Origin of the sequence: Pseudomonas sp. PS02290 (genome assembly GCF_029960075.1) — a bacterium.
GTDB lineage: Bacteria > Pseudomonadota > Gammaproteobacteria > Pseudomonadales > Pseudomonadaceae > Aquipseudomonas.
In genome coordinates this window covers 1-13,323 of record NZ_JASCOY010000117.1, presented here as the reverse complement: position 1 = coordinate 13,323, position 13,323 = coordinate 1, and the positions used below count along the sequence as shown (strand labels likewise).

12 protein-coding genes are annotated in these 13,323 nt (G+C 63.2%); 4 read left to right on the top strand and 8 right to left on the bottom strand.

Annotated elements, in window-relative coordinates; genetic code table 11:
- Window positions 1-219 precede the first annotated feature (219 nt).
- From QMX88_RS26365 to QMX88_RS26340, 6 genes are all read right to left on the bottom strand, one after another.
- Entirely contained in the window at window positions 220-993 is a 774-nt protein-coding gene (locus tag QMX88_RS26365) for an enoyl-CoA hydratase (protein ID WP_282373206.1), read from the bottom strand.
- A gap of 85 nt (window positions 994-1,078) precedes the next feature.
- The gene (locus QMX88_RS26360) at window positions 1,079-2,269 is read right to left on the bottom strand and encodes an acetyl-CoA C-acyltransferase (RefSeq protein ID WP_282373208.1); all 1,191 of its coding nucleotides are present in this window, start codon (window positions 2,267-2,269) and stop codon (window positions 1,079-1,081) included.
- A 37-nt stretch (window positions 2,270-2,306) separates the two neighbouring features.
- Window positions 2,307-3,074 carry a 3-hydroxyacyl-CoA dehydrogenase gene (locus tag QMX88_RS26355; RefSeq protein ID WP_282373204.1) on the bottom strand — a complete coding sequence of 256 codons (768 nt, stop codon included), beginning with the start codon at window positions 3,072-3,074 and terminating at the stop codon, window positions 2,307-2,309.
- Between the two features lie 131 nt (window positions 3,075-3,205).
- Window positions 3,206-4,600, bottom strand: coding sequence for a DHA2 family efflux MFS transporter permease subunit (locus tag QMX88_RS26350; protein ID WP_282373202.1), 1,395 nt, complete (start codon window positions 4,598-4,600; stop codon window positions 3,206-3,208).
- A gap of 40 nt (window positions 4,601-4,640) precedes the next feature.
- Window positions 4,641-5,312, bottom strand: coding sequence for a TetR/AcrR family transcriptional regulator (locus QMX88_RS26345; protein ID WP_282373200.1), 672 nt, complete (start codon window positions 5,310-5,312; stop codon window positions 4,641-4,643).
- An 88-nt stretch (window positions 5,313-5,400) separates the two neighbouring features.
- Window positions 5,401-7,329 (bottom strand): bifunctional sugar phosphate isomerase/epimerase/4-hydroxyphenylpyruvate dioxygenase family protein, encoded by a 1,929-nt coding sequence (locus QMX88_RS26340; protein ID WP_282373198.1) that lies wholly within the window; start codon window positions 7,327-7,329, stop codon window positions 5,401-5,403.
- 202 nt (window positions 7,330-7,531) lie between these two features.
- Here QMX88_RS26340 and QMX88_RS26335 point away from each other — a divergent pair, with 202 nt between their 5' ends.
- Complete coding sequence (locus QMX88_RS26335) at window positions 7,532-8,872, top strand: MFS transporter (protein WP_282373197.1); 1,341 nt, start codon at window positions 7,532-7,534, stop codon at window positions 8,870-8,872.
- A gap of 11 nt (window positions 8,873-8,883) precedes the next feature.
- Here the strand turns inward: QMX88_RS26335 and QMX88_RS26330 are convergent, their stop codons facing one another.
- Complete coding sequence (locus QMX88_RS26330) at window positions 8,884-9,771, bottom strand: DMT family transporter (RefSeq protein WP_192173934.1); 888 nt, start codon at window positions 9,769-9,771, stop codon at window positions 8,884-8,886.
- A gap of 223 nt (window positions 9,772-9,994) precedes the next feature.
- Between QMX88_RS26330 and QMX88_RS26325 the strand changes: the two genes are divergently transcribed.
- The gene (locus QMX88_RS26325; protein ID WP_192173935.1) at window positions 9,995-10,906 is read left to right on the top strand and encodes a LysR family transcriptional regulator; all 912 of its coding nucleotides are present in this window, start codon (window positions 9,995-9,997) and stop codon (window positions 10,904-10,906) included.
- A gap of 293 nt (window positions 10,907-11,199) precedes the next feature.
- Entirely contained in the window at window positions 11,200-11,964 is a 765-nt protein-coding gene (locus QMX88_RS26320) for a 2-keto-4-pentenoate hydratase (protein ID WP_282373193.1), read from the top strand.
- A 73-nt stretch (window positions 11,965-12,037) separates the two neighbouring features.
- On the opposite strand, the gene QMX88_RS26315 is transcribed toward QMX88_RS26320, so the two are convergent.
- Window positions 12,038-12,946, bottom strand: a complete 909-nt coding sequence (locus QMX88_RS26315) for a LysR family transcriptional regulator (RefSeq protein ID WP_282373192.1) — start codon at window positions 12,944-12,946, stop codon at window positions 12,038-12,040.
- Window positions 12,947-13,054: 108 nt separating this feature from the next.
- Between QMX88_RS26315 and QMX88_RS26310 the strand changes: the two genes are divergently transcribed.
- Window positions 13,055-13,323: thiamine pyrophosphate-binding protein (locus tag QMX88_RS26310; RefSeq protein WP_282373190.1), on the top strand; the 269-nt coding region annotated here is incomplete at its 3' end.

Here is a 13,323-nt window from a genome sequence, read left to right as displayed (position 1 = left end):
GTGTTTGACCTTCCACTGTGCGCCCATGATTGCTCTCTTGTTCCGGTGGCGATAAATCGCTCGGATCCGACGCGTCTTGCGCGTCGGGCCGATGGCGATAAACGCTGAAAATAGGGTGATCGAAGATGACAAGCCGGGGGTGAACCTCGGCGACCGGCGCATTTTATACACGCTGGCGCCAGAAGACACCCCTGAGACGCGCCACCGCCCTGACCTGAATCAGCGATGCTTGAACGCCGGCTCGCGCTTCTCGATGAACGCCGCCATGCCTTCCTTCTGGTCTTCGCTGGCAAACGCTGCATGAAACACTCGGCGTTCGAAACGAATCCCTTCGGCCAGGCTGACTTCAAAGGCGCGGTTCACGCTTTCCTTGACCATCATGGCCGCCGGCAACGACTTCGCCGCAATGCCGGCCGCGACGTTCAGCGCCTCCTCCAGCAACTGGTCCTGGGGCACGATGCGCGCGACCAGCCCGGCACGCTCCGCTTCGACGGCGTCGATCAGGCGCCCGGTCAGGCACATTTCCATGGCCTTGGCCTTGCCGACCGCGTGGGTCAGACGCTGGGTCCCGCCCATGCCCGGCAGCACGCCCAGCTTGATTTCCGGCTGGCCGAAGCGCGCGTTGTCGGCCGCCAGGATGAAGTCGCACATCAGCGCCAACTCGCAGCCCCCGCCCAAGGCAAAGCCCGAGACGGCAGCAATGATCGGCTTGCGGCGACTGGCCACCCGATCGCTGTCACTGAACAGGTCGTCCAGATAGATCTGCGGGTATTTCAGCTCGGCCATTTCCTTGATGTCAGCCCCGGCAGCGAAGGCTTTTGCCGAGCCAGTCAGCACGATGCAGCCGATGCCATGATCGCGTTCCAGCTCATCGAGGGCATGGTTGAGTTCGCTAATTAGCTGCGCATTCAGGGCGTTAAGGGCCTCTGGACGATTGAGGGTCAGGAGTGCAACGCGACCTCTGACCTCTTTGAGGATTGTTGTGTAATTCATTGTTTTATTGACCTTTTATTATGTAAAACGCCAGTCAGCCGTTATCACAGATCTAACCTGCGAAACATGGCGCAAGCCATTGATATCAAACGACAAGCTCGACCGCCATTGCCGTCGCTTCGCCGCCGCCGATGCAAATGGCCGCGACACCTCGCTTCAGTCCACGCTGCTTCAACGCTGACAGCAAGGTCACCAGAATCCTCGCCCCCGATGCGCCAATGGGATGGCCCAACGCGCAGGCGCCGCCGTGCACGTTGACCTTGTGATGGGGCAGTTCCAGGCGGGCCATGGTGACCAGCGCGACGACGGCGAAGGCTTCGTTGATCTCGAACAGATCGACCTCGGCCAGGGACCAGCCGGTCTTGCTCATCAGCTTGTCGATCGCGCCCACCGGTGCGGTCGGAAACAGCCCCGGCTCATTGGCGTAAGCGGCGTGGCCATGGATGACCGCCAACGGCGTGAGGCCACGACGTTGTGCTTCGGACTGGCGCATCAGGGTCAAGGCCGCGGCGCCGTCGGAGATCGAGCTTGAGTTGGCGGCTGTCACGGTGCCGCCCTCGCGGAACGCCGGTTTCAGCAACGGGATCTTGTCAAGCTTCGCTTTGGGCGGCTGTTCGTCCTGGCGAATGGTCTTGCGCTCCTTGCCGACGGTGACTTCCACCGGGACGATTTCAGCATCGAACCAGCCGCGTGTCATGGCCTCCTGCGCCCGGGTCAGCGAGGCGACTGCAAAACCGTCCTGGGCTTCCCGACTGAAATTTTCCAGCCCGGCGCACTCCTCGGCAAACGTGCCCATCAAGCGGCCTCGGTCGTAGGCGTCTTCGAGGCCGTCGAGGAACATGTGATCGATGATCCGGCCGTGGCCTATGCGGTAACCGCTGCGAGCCTTCTCCAGCAGATACGGCGCGTTGGACATGCTTTCCATGCCACCGGCGATGACCACGTCGGCGCTGCCGGCGAGCAGCATGTCGTGGCCGAGGATCGCCGCCTGCATCCCCGACCCGCACATCTTGTTCAGGGTGGTGCACGTCGTGGCCTCGCTGAGCCCGGCGCCCAATGCCGCCTGACGCGCCGGCGCTTGTCCCAGCCCGGCTGGCAATACACAACCGAACAGCACCTCGTCGACCTGCGCGCCATCGATGCCCGCGCGCTCGACGGCGGCGCGGATGGCAGCGGCGCCCAGTTGCGGCGCGGTCAGGCTCTGGAGATCGCCCTGAAAGGCGCCCATGGGCGTGCGCACGGCGCTCACGATCACCACGGGGTCGTCGTTCAACATCTGGCGTTTGTTCAAAGACATGATGGGGTTTCCTCGATTAGCGAGCGGCCATGCGCAAGGCGCCGTCCAGGCGGATCACTTCGCCGTTGAGCATGCTGTTTTCGATGATGTGGCGGGCCAGCGCCGCGTACTCCTCGGGCTTGCCCAGGCGTGGCGGGAATGGCACGCCGGCGGACAGGCTTTCGCGCACTTGCGGGGTCATGCCGGCCATCATGGGGGTTTCGAAAATGCCCGGAGCGATGGTCATGACGCGAATGCCGTAGCGCGCCAGTTCACGGGCGGCGGGCAGGGTCAGGCTGACGATGGCACCCTTCGAGGCCGCGTACGCCGCCTGGCCGATCTGGCCGTCGTAGGCGGCGACCGACGCAGTGTTGATGATGACGCCACGCTCACCGCCGGCATCGGCCGTGCTTTCGGCGATGGCTACAGCGGCGAGGCGTAGCAGGTTGAAGCTGCCGATGAGGTTGACGTTGATCACCCGGCTGAAACTGTCGAGGCCGTGGGGACCTTCTTTGCCGAGGATTTTCTCTGCGCCGACGATGCCGGCGCAGTTGATGACGCCGTTGATCTGGCCAAACGCGCTCAGCGCCGCATCCACCGCGGCCTGAACAGCGCTCTCCTGGGTTATGTCGCTGACGCTGGCGCGGGCTTTGTCGCCCAGTTTTTCCACCTGGGCCGCGAGCGCCTCGGCGTTGACGTCCACCAGCATCACGCTGGCCCCTGCGTCGATGAGCATCTGCGCGGTGGCCGCACCCAGCCCGGACGCGCCGCCACTGACCAGAAATACCTTGCCTTGGATCTGCATGATTGTGTCGTCCTTACACTTTTATTGTTGGAGTGGCGAAATACTCCGCTCTGCCGCGCCGATGGGCAATGGTCAAAGCGCGCAGAACGTCTGGTGGTTTTGGCCAGTGGCGCTTCGTATTTGCCAGCAGGTCAGGCCTTGGGTTGCAGCAGCGCTGCACCGGCCTGGGCCGACACCCGGCGGTTATCCAGCAGCGCCAGGGCCGCGATCACCGCGACGCCAATAAACGTCAGCTGGAAATCAGCGGTCATCGCCTGCCCGTCGTTGCCATGGAGGGCCATCGCGCCACGCAACAACAGCGCAGCAATCCCGACGCCCAAGCCCATGCTCAACTGGAAGCACATGCTGAACATCGTCGACGCATCGCTCATCTGCGATTTGGGCACGTCGGCGAAACCCAGCGTGTTGAACGCGGTGAACTGCATCGAGCGCGAGAGCCCGCCGATGAACAGGATCAGCAGGATCATCGGCCAGCCCATGGCCTGATCGAGCAGCGCGCAGGCGGCAATCGCCGCCACACCGATGCAGCCATTGACCAACAGCACCTGACGAAAGCCCCAGCGCTGCATGATTGCGCTGGTAAAGGGCTTCATCGCCAGGTTGCCCGCAAACACCCCCAACACCAGCAGCCCGGCGTCGAATGCGGACAGGCCAAAGCCCAGCTGAAACATCAGCGGCAGCAGGAACGGCAGCGTGCTGATGGCGATGCGGAACACCGAACCGCCCAGCAGACTGACGCTGAAGGTGCGGATGTGCACCACCGCGACGTTCATCAGCGGCTGCGGATGCCGACGCATGTGGCGCCAGGCCAGCGCGCCGCAGACCACGCCGAGCGCCGTTACCGCAAGGCCCGGCCACTGACTGCCATGGCCCTGCCCCAGCCGTTCCATCCCGAACAACAGCGCCGTGCAGGCCACGCCCAGCAGCAGGAAACCTTTCAGGTCAAACGGCCGAGTGCTGACTTCATTGCGCTGGGGGATGAGGATGAGGGTGGCAATCAGCGCCATGACGCCGAGGGGCAGGTTGAGGTAGAAAATCCACGGCCACGACGCGTGGGTAACGATGAACCCGCCCAGGGGCGGCCCGAGTATCGGCGCCACCAGCCCGGGCCAGGTGATCAGCGAAATGGCCCGCACCAGGTCTTTCTTTTCAGTGGCGCGCATGACCGCGAGGCGCCCAACCGGGACCATCATTGCGCCGCTCATGCCTTGCAGGACCCGGGCGGCGACGAACGTCTCAAGACTGTCGCTGATGCCGCACAGCATCGAAGCCACCGTGAACAGCACGATGGCGCCGCCGAACACCCGGCGTGAACCGAGTCGGTCGGCCAACCAGCCGCTGAGGGGAATGAACGCGGCGATCGCCAGCATGTAGGCGCTCATGCCGATATTCAGATCCACCGCCGCGACGCCGAAGGTCCGGGCCATTTCCGGCATGGCCGTGGCGATCACCGTGGCGTCGAGGTTTTCCATGAAAAAAGTGACGGCCACCAACAAGGCGATCAGCGTGGATTGGCGTTGCGACATCGTCGGGTCCTCAGGCGAGCGTGGCGTTGAACGTGCCGGGTCACGGCAGCAGGTAGCGCATCACCGAATCACAGATCATCGCCTTCTGCCGCGCCTTGACCGCTTCGTCTTCCAGGTCGATCTGGAAAATCTCGGAAAAGGTATGGCGGTTCGACACCCGATAGAAACAGAACGAACTCATCAGCATGTGCAGGTCAACGGCCTGTACGCCTGCCCGGAACACGCCGTCCTGCTCGCCGCGCCGCAAGGTGTCGTCCAGCGCCTGCAAGACGTTCCGGCTCAGCTCGCGGATGGTCGGAGACTGTTTGACGTTGGCGCCGTTGTGGATGTTTTCGATGCACACGATGCGCACGAAATCGACGTTGCGGTCGTGGTGATCGAAGGTGAATTCCACCAGCCGCCTGACCGCTTCTTCCGGCGCGAGCACGCCGAGGTCAAGGCTGCTTTCCGTGGTGCGAATGTCGCCGTACAGCTTCTCCAGCACTTCGGTGTACAGCTGCTCCTTGCTGTTGAAGTAGTAATAGATCATCCGCTTGGAGGTTTGCGTGCGTTCGGCGATCGCATCAACGCGGGCGCCGGAGAGCCCCTGGGCGACGAACTCGGCGACGGCCGCCTGGAGGATGCCGTCGCGGGTTTTTTCCGGATTGTTCTTGCGGGACTTTCGCGGGGCGTCTACGGGCGCTTCGGCGAGGCTGTCGTCAACGGTTTTCATGCGGGGCTCACGACCACGGTGGAATCGCGGGATTATGGGCTGCGCCTGTGCGTTACGGAAGTGGTGCGTGCCGATGCGCTACACGTCATCAGAACCGTGCGGAGCCGCTGCGGGCCCTGGCCATTGCCGCCAGGCGCACTGCCGCATTCGCCTCGCCATACCCGGCGTAACCCTTCCTGCGCTGGAGGATTTCAAAAAAGAAACGCCCCTCGAACGCCTCGGTGAAGGCGTGAAACAGCTCGCCACCGTCGGCATCGCGGTCATACAGCACGTTATGGTGCGCCAGTTCGCCAAGGAATGCGGCGTCGAAACCGAACCGCGCGCCCAGGTCATCGTAATAGTTCTGCGCAATGGCCAGCCACGGCACGCCTGCCGCTTTGGCGCGGGCAACCTGGGCGAAGATGTCGTCACAGGCAAAGGCGATGTGATGAACGCCAGAGCCACCGTAGCTCGACAGTGCGTGGGAGATTGCCGTGTTGCCGCGATCCGGTGTGTTCAGCGGCAGGCGCACGGTGCCGCAACGGCTGCGTAACGACCGGCTCCTCACCAGACCGTGAGGGTCAGGCAGCAGCTGGTCGGCATCGGCCACAAAATCCAGCACGCTTTTGTAGAACAGCACCCGGCTGTCCAGGCTGTCGGCCGGCAACGCCATGGCCACATGATCGATGCACTGCAAACCGCTTTGCGTCGGAGACTGCGGGCTCAGGATGAGGTCGCTGTCCCAGCTCGATTGCCCAGCCGCGGCAGGCTCGACCAGGTAAATACGGCTGCCGTCCGGCGCACGCACCGCCGGGAGCTCCCGATCATCAGGCCCCACCGGACCCCTATAGATTTCGGCATTGAACTGACGCGCCCGCTCCAGCGCGTCAGCGCTGTTGTCCACCCGCAACCCCATGGCGCGCAGCGACGGGCCGGGGGCTTCAAGGGCTGAGTCAGCGAAGGAAGCGGCAGCGAAAGGCATCTGAGGTAAGGACAAGCGCTCGGCGTTCAACACGATATTGATATCGCCCTGCCCCAGCATGGTCACGGCTTTGCTGCGGTGCTGACCCAGGGTGCCGAAGCCCAGGCCATGCAGCCAGCTGACCAATCGCGCACTCTGGGCATCCTCCACGGCAAACTCGAGAAACTCGACGCCGTTGCAGGCGCTGGGTGCCGGCGGATGGAACAACACTAACGGCGCGACGGGTTGAGATGGCTGCTCCAGCAGCGCGCGGGTTTGCTCCTCCAGATACAGCAACGAACGCAGGCCGTCGGCGGCGTTGGCCCGAGTGGGCGCGGCGCGAAACACGTCGTTGAAAATCTCCAGCGACAGCGGGCCGGTGTAGCCGCTGCGCAGGATCGCCGCAAGAAAACCGGGGCAATCGAACTCGCCCTGCCCCGGAAAACACCGGAAATGCCGGCTCCACTCCAGCACGCCCATGTTCAGCAGCGGCGCGTCGGCCATCTGCACGAAGAAGATCTTGTCGCCGGGAATCTGCGCAATCCCGCTCGGATCGCCCTTGAGCGACAGCGTGTGGAAACTGTCGAGCAGCACGCCGAGGGCGGGATGGTTGACCTGCCGGACGAGATCCCAGACCTGCTGCCAAGTGTTGACGTGACGCCCCCATGCCAGCCCTTCATAACCCACGCGCAGCTGACGCGCCCCAGCCCGCTCGGCGATCGACCCAAGGTCATCGAGCAGCACGTCTCGCTCGCCCAGGGAATCGCTGGCGGTATTGCTGCACACCAGCATCAGGTCGGTGCCAAGTTCGTGCATCAGGTCGAATTTGCGCTCGGCACGGTCGAGGTTGCGCTGCAGGTGCTCGCGGCGACAGCCCTCGAAGTCGCTGAAAGGCTGAAACAGGGTGATGGCAATGCCCAGATCCGCGCATAACTGCCGCACCTGACGCGGACTGCCGTCGTAGCAGAGCAGGTCGTTTTCGAAGATTTCAACACCGTCAAACCCTGCGGCGGCAATGGCTTCCAGCTTTTCCGGCAGGGTGCCGCTCAAGGAAACGGTGGCGATCGATCGCTGCATGCGGGGGTGGCTCCTGAATAATCACATGGCGCCCGGCACGACGATGGGGCTCGAACCGGGCGGGCGTTCATGGGATTATTCGCGCCGCTGCATGGGACATCAAATGAAATGAACCATGCGGTTAGTTTTATGACGCGATGCAGGGCCAAGGCCCTGGCCGCGCGGACATCACCATAACAATTTCAAAACAGGCTTGATGCTTATGCGGTCCCCTTCTGCTTCGCCTGCCCCGGTCGCCTCCCACCCTGCGCCTTCCCACGCCAGTGTGAGCGAAAAAATTCGCGGCGCCCTGGCCGTCGGCAAAACCCGTTGGGGCATGCTGGCACTGGTGTTCTTCGCCACCACCCTGAACTACATCGACCGCGCCGCACTCGGCGTGATGCAACCGATCCTGGCGAAGCAAATGAGCTGGACGGCGATGGATTACGCCAACATCAACTTCTGGTTCCAGGTCGGTTACGCCATCGGTTTTCTGCTGCAGGGGCGTTTCATCGATCGGGTCGGCGTCAAGCGCGCGTTCTTTCTGGCGGTGCTGCTGTGGAGTGTTGCGACGGGCGCCCATGGCCTGGCCACTTCGGCAGCGGGCTTCATGGTCTGCCGGTTCATTCTCGGCCTGACCGAAGCGGCGAATTACCCGGCCTGCGTCAAGGTCACCCGGGTGTGGTTCCCGGCCGGCGAACGCGCCGTGGCCACCGGCATATTCAACGCCGGCACCAACGTCGGTGCGATGGTCACGCCCGCCCTGTTGCCGCTGATCCTCACGGTGTGGGGCTGGCAGGCGGCATTCATCTGCATGGGTGCGCTGGGGCTGGTCTGGGTCATCACCTGGCGGCTGACCTATTTCAATCCGCAGGAACATCCCACCGTGCGCGCCAGTGAGCGGGCCTACATCAACAGCGAGGCCGAGCCTGAGACCGAGGCTGAAGCGGAAAAAGTACCGCTCTCGCGGATCCTGAAGATGCGCGGCACCTGGGCCTTCGCCCTCGCCTACGCCCTGACCGCGCCGGTGTTCTGGTTCTACCTCTACTGGCTGCCGCCGTTTCTGAATCAGCAATACAACCTGGGCATCAGCGTGACGCAGATGGGCATCCCGCTGATGCTGATCTGGCTGACCGCCGATTTCGGCAGCATCGGCGGCGGCATTCTCTCCTCGTGGCTGATCGGCCGGGGCATGCGCCCGATGACCGCCCGCTTGCTGTCGATGCTGGTATTCGCCGTGACGATCATTGGCGTGGTGTTCGCCGCCAACGCCAGCGGTCTCTGGGTGGCGGTGCTGGCCATCGCCCTGGCGGTGGGTGCGCATCAGGCCTGGACGGCGAACATCTGGAGCCTGGTCATGGATTACACGCCCCGGCACATGATCAGCACCGTGTTCGGCTTCGGCGGCATGTGCGCGGCCATCGGCGGCATGTTCATGACGCAGATCGTCGGCGCCGTCCTGACCGCGACCCACAACAACTACAGCGTGCTGTTCACCCTGATCCCGGTGATGTACTTCGTTGCGCTGATCTGGATGTATTTCATGGCGCCGCGCAAATCATGAAGCCGCTGTCGTCAGCCACCCTTCTTGCGCTGTTGCCACGCCGCCGCCAGGCCGCTGAGGCAGATGATCGCAATGCCGGCCTGGGCGACAAGCGACGGTGAGTGATTGAAGACGATGTAGCCCCACAGCCCGGCGAAGACGATCTGGCAGTAACCGAACGGCGCCAGCATGGCCGGGGCGGCGAAGCGGAAGGCCTGGGTCAGCATCAGGTGCGCGACCATGCCGCAGGTGCCCAGCGCCAGCATGAAAGGGATGTGTTTCCACTCCGGCGACTGCCAGAAGAACGGCACGATGGCGCTCATCAACAGGCTGTTGAACAGCCCGGCGAAGAAGTTGCTGGTGGTCGGGCTGTCGTGGGCCGCGACCAGACGGGTCAGCAGCTGATAGCAGGCGAAACAGAACGCCGAGCCCAGCGGCAGTAACACCGCCGGCCGAAACAGCTCGCCACCGGGATGGACGATGACCAGTACCCCGCTGAAGCCCACCAGCACGGCGATCCATTGCCCGCGGCTGACCGTCTCCTTGAGCAGTGGCACCGACAGCGCCGTGACCAGCAGCGGCGCGAGGAAGTTGACCGCGGTCGCCTCGGCGATCGGGATGAACATCAGGCCACTGGTGAACAACAGACTGGTGCCCAGCAGGCACACCGCGCGCAACGCCTGCAAACCCGGGCGCTTGGTGCGCAGCACACGCAGGCCCGACGACGGCATGAAAATGCACGCCATCAGCCCGGTGTGCACCACATAGCGCACCCAGACCACCATCATGATCGGGTAGATGCCGGAGAGGTATTTGGACAGCGTGTCATGGCTGGAAAACAGAAAGGTCGCAAACAGGATCAGTGCGATGCCTTTCAATGGCTGGTTGACGCCGGAGAGTGGCGTGCTGGTGGTGCTCATCTGCGTTCCTTTGGCCTTGCGTGAATGCGGGTCTGTCCCTTGCCGTGTCGAGCGCCGGCCTTTCGTCGAGGAATCCAGTGTCAGCAAGAATATAGAAGGCGTCGCCGGAGCACCAAGCAAACATGACCGCCCGGGCGTTTTTCTGACTGTCTGGATCAGACCTTTCCGCTCGCCCGAATTTGCCGCAGACTGCCGCTCTCGTTGGCTCGAAAACGGACGCTCAGTGGACCGCATTCAGGAAATGACCCTCTTTGCCGCCGTCGCCGAAGGCCCCAGCTTCGCGGCGGTGTCGCGCAATCTGAATGTGTCCACGGCCACCGTGACCCGCGCCGTCGCGCAACTGGAAGCGCGGCTCGGCACCTTGCTGATCGTGCGCACCACCCGGCAGTTGCGCCTGACCGAAGCCGGCGTGCGCTTCGCCGACGACTGCCGGCGCCTGCTGGCCGATCTGCACGAAGCCGAAAGCGCCGCTGCCGGCATCCATGCCACGCCCCGCGGGTTGCTGACCATTACCGCGCCGCAGGTGTTCGGCGATTTGCACGTCACGCCGGTCATGACCGACTACCTGAGTCAGCACCCGGAGGTGCAGATCCGGGGCCTGTTGATGGACCGGATTGCCGGTCAACTGGAAGAAGGCATCGACGTGTCGGTGCGCATCGGCGAGTTGCCCGACTCGTCGATGACGGCCATTCAGGTCGGCACCGTCCGGCGGATGGTCTGCGCCTCCCCCGCTTATCTCGCTGCCCACGGCACGCCCCGGCACCCCCACGAACTCATCGAGCGCGAAACCGTGTCCGTGATGATCACCGGTCGGAGCCCCGCGTGGACCTTCCGCATCGAAGGCCAGCACCAGGAAGTAAAGGTGCAGTCGCGGCTGTCGATGACATCGTTCACTGCGTCCATTCATGCTGCCATTGATGGCTGGGGGCTGACCCAGGTGCCGTCCTATCAGATTCGCCGACACCTGCAGGCGGGCACCTTGTGCGCGGTGCTCGAAGACTTCGAAGTCACGCCGATGCCGGTTTACGTGGTCTACGTCGAGGGGCGACGGGGGTCATCCAAGGTGCGCTCGTTCGTTGATTTCTGCGTGCAGCGTTTGCGCGCGGACCTGCATTACAGCGCCGGGCCGGGTTGATGGCGGGGCACTCCCACACGTCCTGCACCCACCGAAAATCCCGAGCCGAACACCACCCCGTGGGAGTCGAGCTTGCTCGCGAAGGCTTACTTTCAGTCCCCAGAAAAGTGGCTGAATGCATCGACTTCTTCGTGAGCAAGGTGGAGCGCCACCCCGGTCACTCGCACCGGACACCCCAGTCTCTCCCTACCTACTGAAATAGGGTTAGAGTGGTCGCGCTGGCTCCGTCATCCTTCGACACAGCAACAAAAGGAACGGGGCGCTTTCCATCAATTGCCTGAAGGAAGACCCGCGTGAATCCATCGTCTCACCCAGCGAACATTGCCGAATTGATCGTCGCCGCCATGGGCGCCGGTCAGAAAATCACCGAAATCCGTCCCGAATACGTGCCCGACGATGCGGCCAGTGCCTACGCGCTGCAGCGCGAGATTCTGCGTCTGCGCGACACCACCGTGGGCGGCTGGAAGGTTGGCGCCAAGTCGCCGACCGGGCCAATCAATGGCGCGCTGTTGCCGGACGACGGTATTTTTGCCAGCGGCAGCCAGGTTGAGTGCGTCGACTATCCGTCGCCGATTCTGGAGCTGGAGATCGCGTTTCGTCTTGGCCGCGAATTCACCCCTCGCGACGAGGCGTATTCGGATGAAGACGTGCTGAGCAGCATCGCGACGATGGGCGCGACCATTGAAGTGGTGTCGAGCCGGTTCGCGGCCTGGCCGAAGATCGAACCGCTGCTGGCCTTGGGCGACCTGCTCAACCATGGGGCGTTGGTCATCGGTGAGTTTGTCGACTACGACGCCAGCTTTCCGTTTGTCGAGCCTGCGCTGAGCTTCACTTATGGCGATGAAGACATTGTGCCGGGCGATGGTGCGAATCCGGCCGGTGACCCTCGGCGGTTGCTGCCTTGGCTGGTCAATCACCACACGCAGAATGGGTTGAGCGTGACGCCGGAGATGGTGATTACGACCGGTTCCTACACCGGGATGTACAAGACCCGCGGGCCGGGTCTGGCGGTTGGCGAGATTCGCGGGCTGCCGGTGGTCTCGGTGGAGTTGATTTAGGTTCCTCGGTCGCCATTGGTGGGACCGGCTTTAGCCGGGAAGCCTTTGATTTGGGTGCTTCGGGGATCGTTGCTCATCCCTGCCGCCAATACCCCGGCCGGTTGTACACCTCTTTCAGAAACGCGATAAAGAATCGCACTTTCGCCGGCAGGTAATGCTGCTGCGGGTACACGCCCTGGATGTCGTAGCTGGGCAAGGCGAATTCGTCCAGCACGGTGACCAGCGCGCCACTTTCAACCTCGTTCTGAATCTCCCACGTCGAACGCCAGCTCAGGCCCAGCCCGCGCTTGGCCCAGTCATACAACAGCTCGCCATCGTTGCAGTACAGGTTGCCCGCAACCTTGATCGCCACCGGCTTGCCCTCGCGCTGAAATGTCCAGCCGCGATGCTGCCCGCCCTGCAGGTTGAACGACAGACAATTGTGCTGCGCCAGATCCTCAAGCACCTGGGGAAACCCATGCTCGGCGAAATAAGCCGGCGAACCGCAGACCACGCGTTTATTGGCGTACAGCTTGATGGCGACGTAGTTCGGGTCCAGCACCTCGCCGATGCGGATGCTCATGTCATAACCCTCACGCACCAGATCCACCACGTTGTCAGTGAGGTTGAATGACAGCTGCAAATCCGGGAACCGCGCCTGAAATTCCGGCGCATGGGGCGCCACGTGCTGACGACCAAACCCCGCCGGCGCCGAAACCACCAGATGCCCGCGCACGCTGCTTTCGTTCTCGCTGATGCTGGCGTCCAGCTCCTCGAACGACTGCAGCACCAGCTTGGCGTTCTCCAGGTACGACTCGCCGGCATCGGTCAGGGTCAAGCCCCGCGTCGAGCGATGAATCAGCTTTACGCCCAGGCGATCCTCCAGCGCGCTCAATCTTCGGCCCATGATCACCGGCGTCACCCCCTCCACCAGCGCCGCGGCGGCAAAACTGCCACGGGTGGCCACCAGGACGTAGCTGCGCAATTCGGTATAGCGATCCATTCGATACTCCAGATACCGATAGAACGGATTAAAACAGCCATTCACAAAACATCGTATTCAAATCAGGCTGTTTACGTACAAAAACTATCGAGTTCAGGAGACTAACAAATGACCGTCATGAGAGCCATCGAAGCCGCCGTTCTGGTGATGCGTCGCGAAGGCGTCGACACCGCCTTCGGTATTCCGGGCGCCGCGATCAACCCGCTGTACGCCGCTTTCAAGAAACTCGGCGGCGTCGATCATGTGCTGGCGCGCCACGTCGAAGGCGCTTCGCACATGGCCGAGGGTTACACCCGCGCCATCGCCGGCAACATCGGCGTGTGCATCGGCACCTCGGGCCCGGCCGGCACTGACATGATCACCGGTCTGTATTCAGC

What these genes read in the sequence shown, in the direction of transcription:
- QMX88_RS26330 (WP_192173934.1), bottom strand. Translation starts at nt 9,771, where the DNA reads ATGAGCACCACCAGCACGCCACTCTCCGGCGTCAACCAGCCATTGAAA.
- QMX88_RS26360 (WP_282373208.1), bottom strand. Translation starts at nt 2,269, where the DNA reads ATGTTGAACGACGACCCCGTGGTGATCGTGAGCGCCGTGCGCACGCCC.
- QMX88_RS26340 (WP_282373198.1), bottom strand. Translation starts at nt 7,329, where the DNA reads ATGCAGCGATCGATCGCCACCGTTTCCTTGAGCGGCACCCTGCCGGAA.
- QMX88_RS26345 (WP_282373200.1), bottom strand. Translation starts at nt 5,312, where the DNA reads ATGAAAACCGTTGACGACAGCCTCGCCGAAGCGCCCGTAGACGCCCCG.
- QMX88_RS26355 (WP_282373204.1), bottom strand. Translation starts at nt 3,074, where the DNA reads ATGCAGATCCAAGGCAAGGTATTTCTGGTCAGTGGCGGCGCGTCCGGG.
- QMX88_RS26350 (WP_282373202.1), bottom strand. Translation starts at nt 4,600, where the DNA reads ATGTCGCAACGCCAATCCACGCTGATCGCCTTGTTGGTGGCCGTCACT.
- QMX88_RS26335 (WP_282373197.1), top strand. Translation starts at nt 7,532, where the DNA reads ATGCGGTCCCCTTCTGCTTCGCCTGCCCCGGTCGCCTCCCACCCTGCG.
- QMX88_RS26365 (WP_282373206.1), bottom strand. Translation starts at nt 993, where the DNA reads ATGAATTACACAACAATCCTCAAAGAGGTCAGAGGTCGCGTTGCACTC.
- QMX88_RS26315 (WP_282373192.1), bottom strand. Translation starts at nt 12,946, where the DNA reads ATGGATCGCTATACCGAATTGCGCAGCTACGTCCTGGTGGCCACCCGT.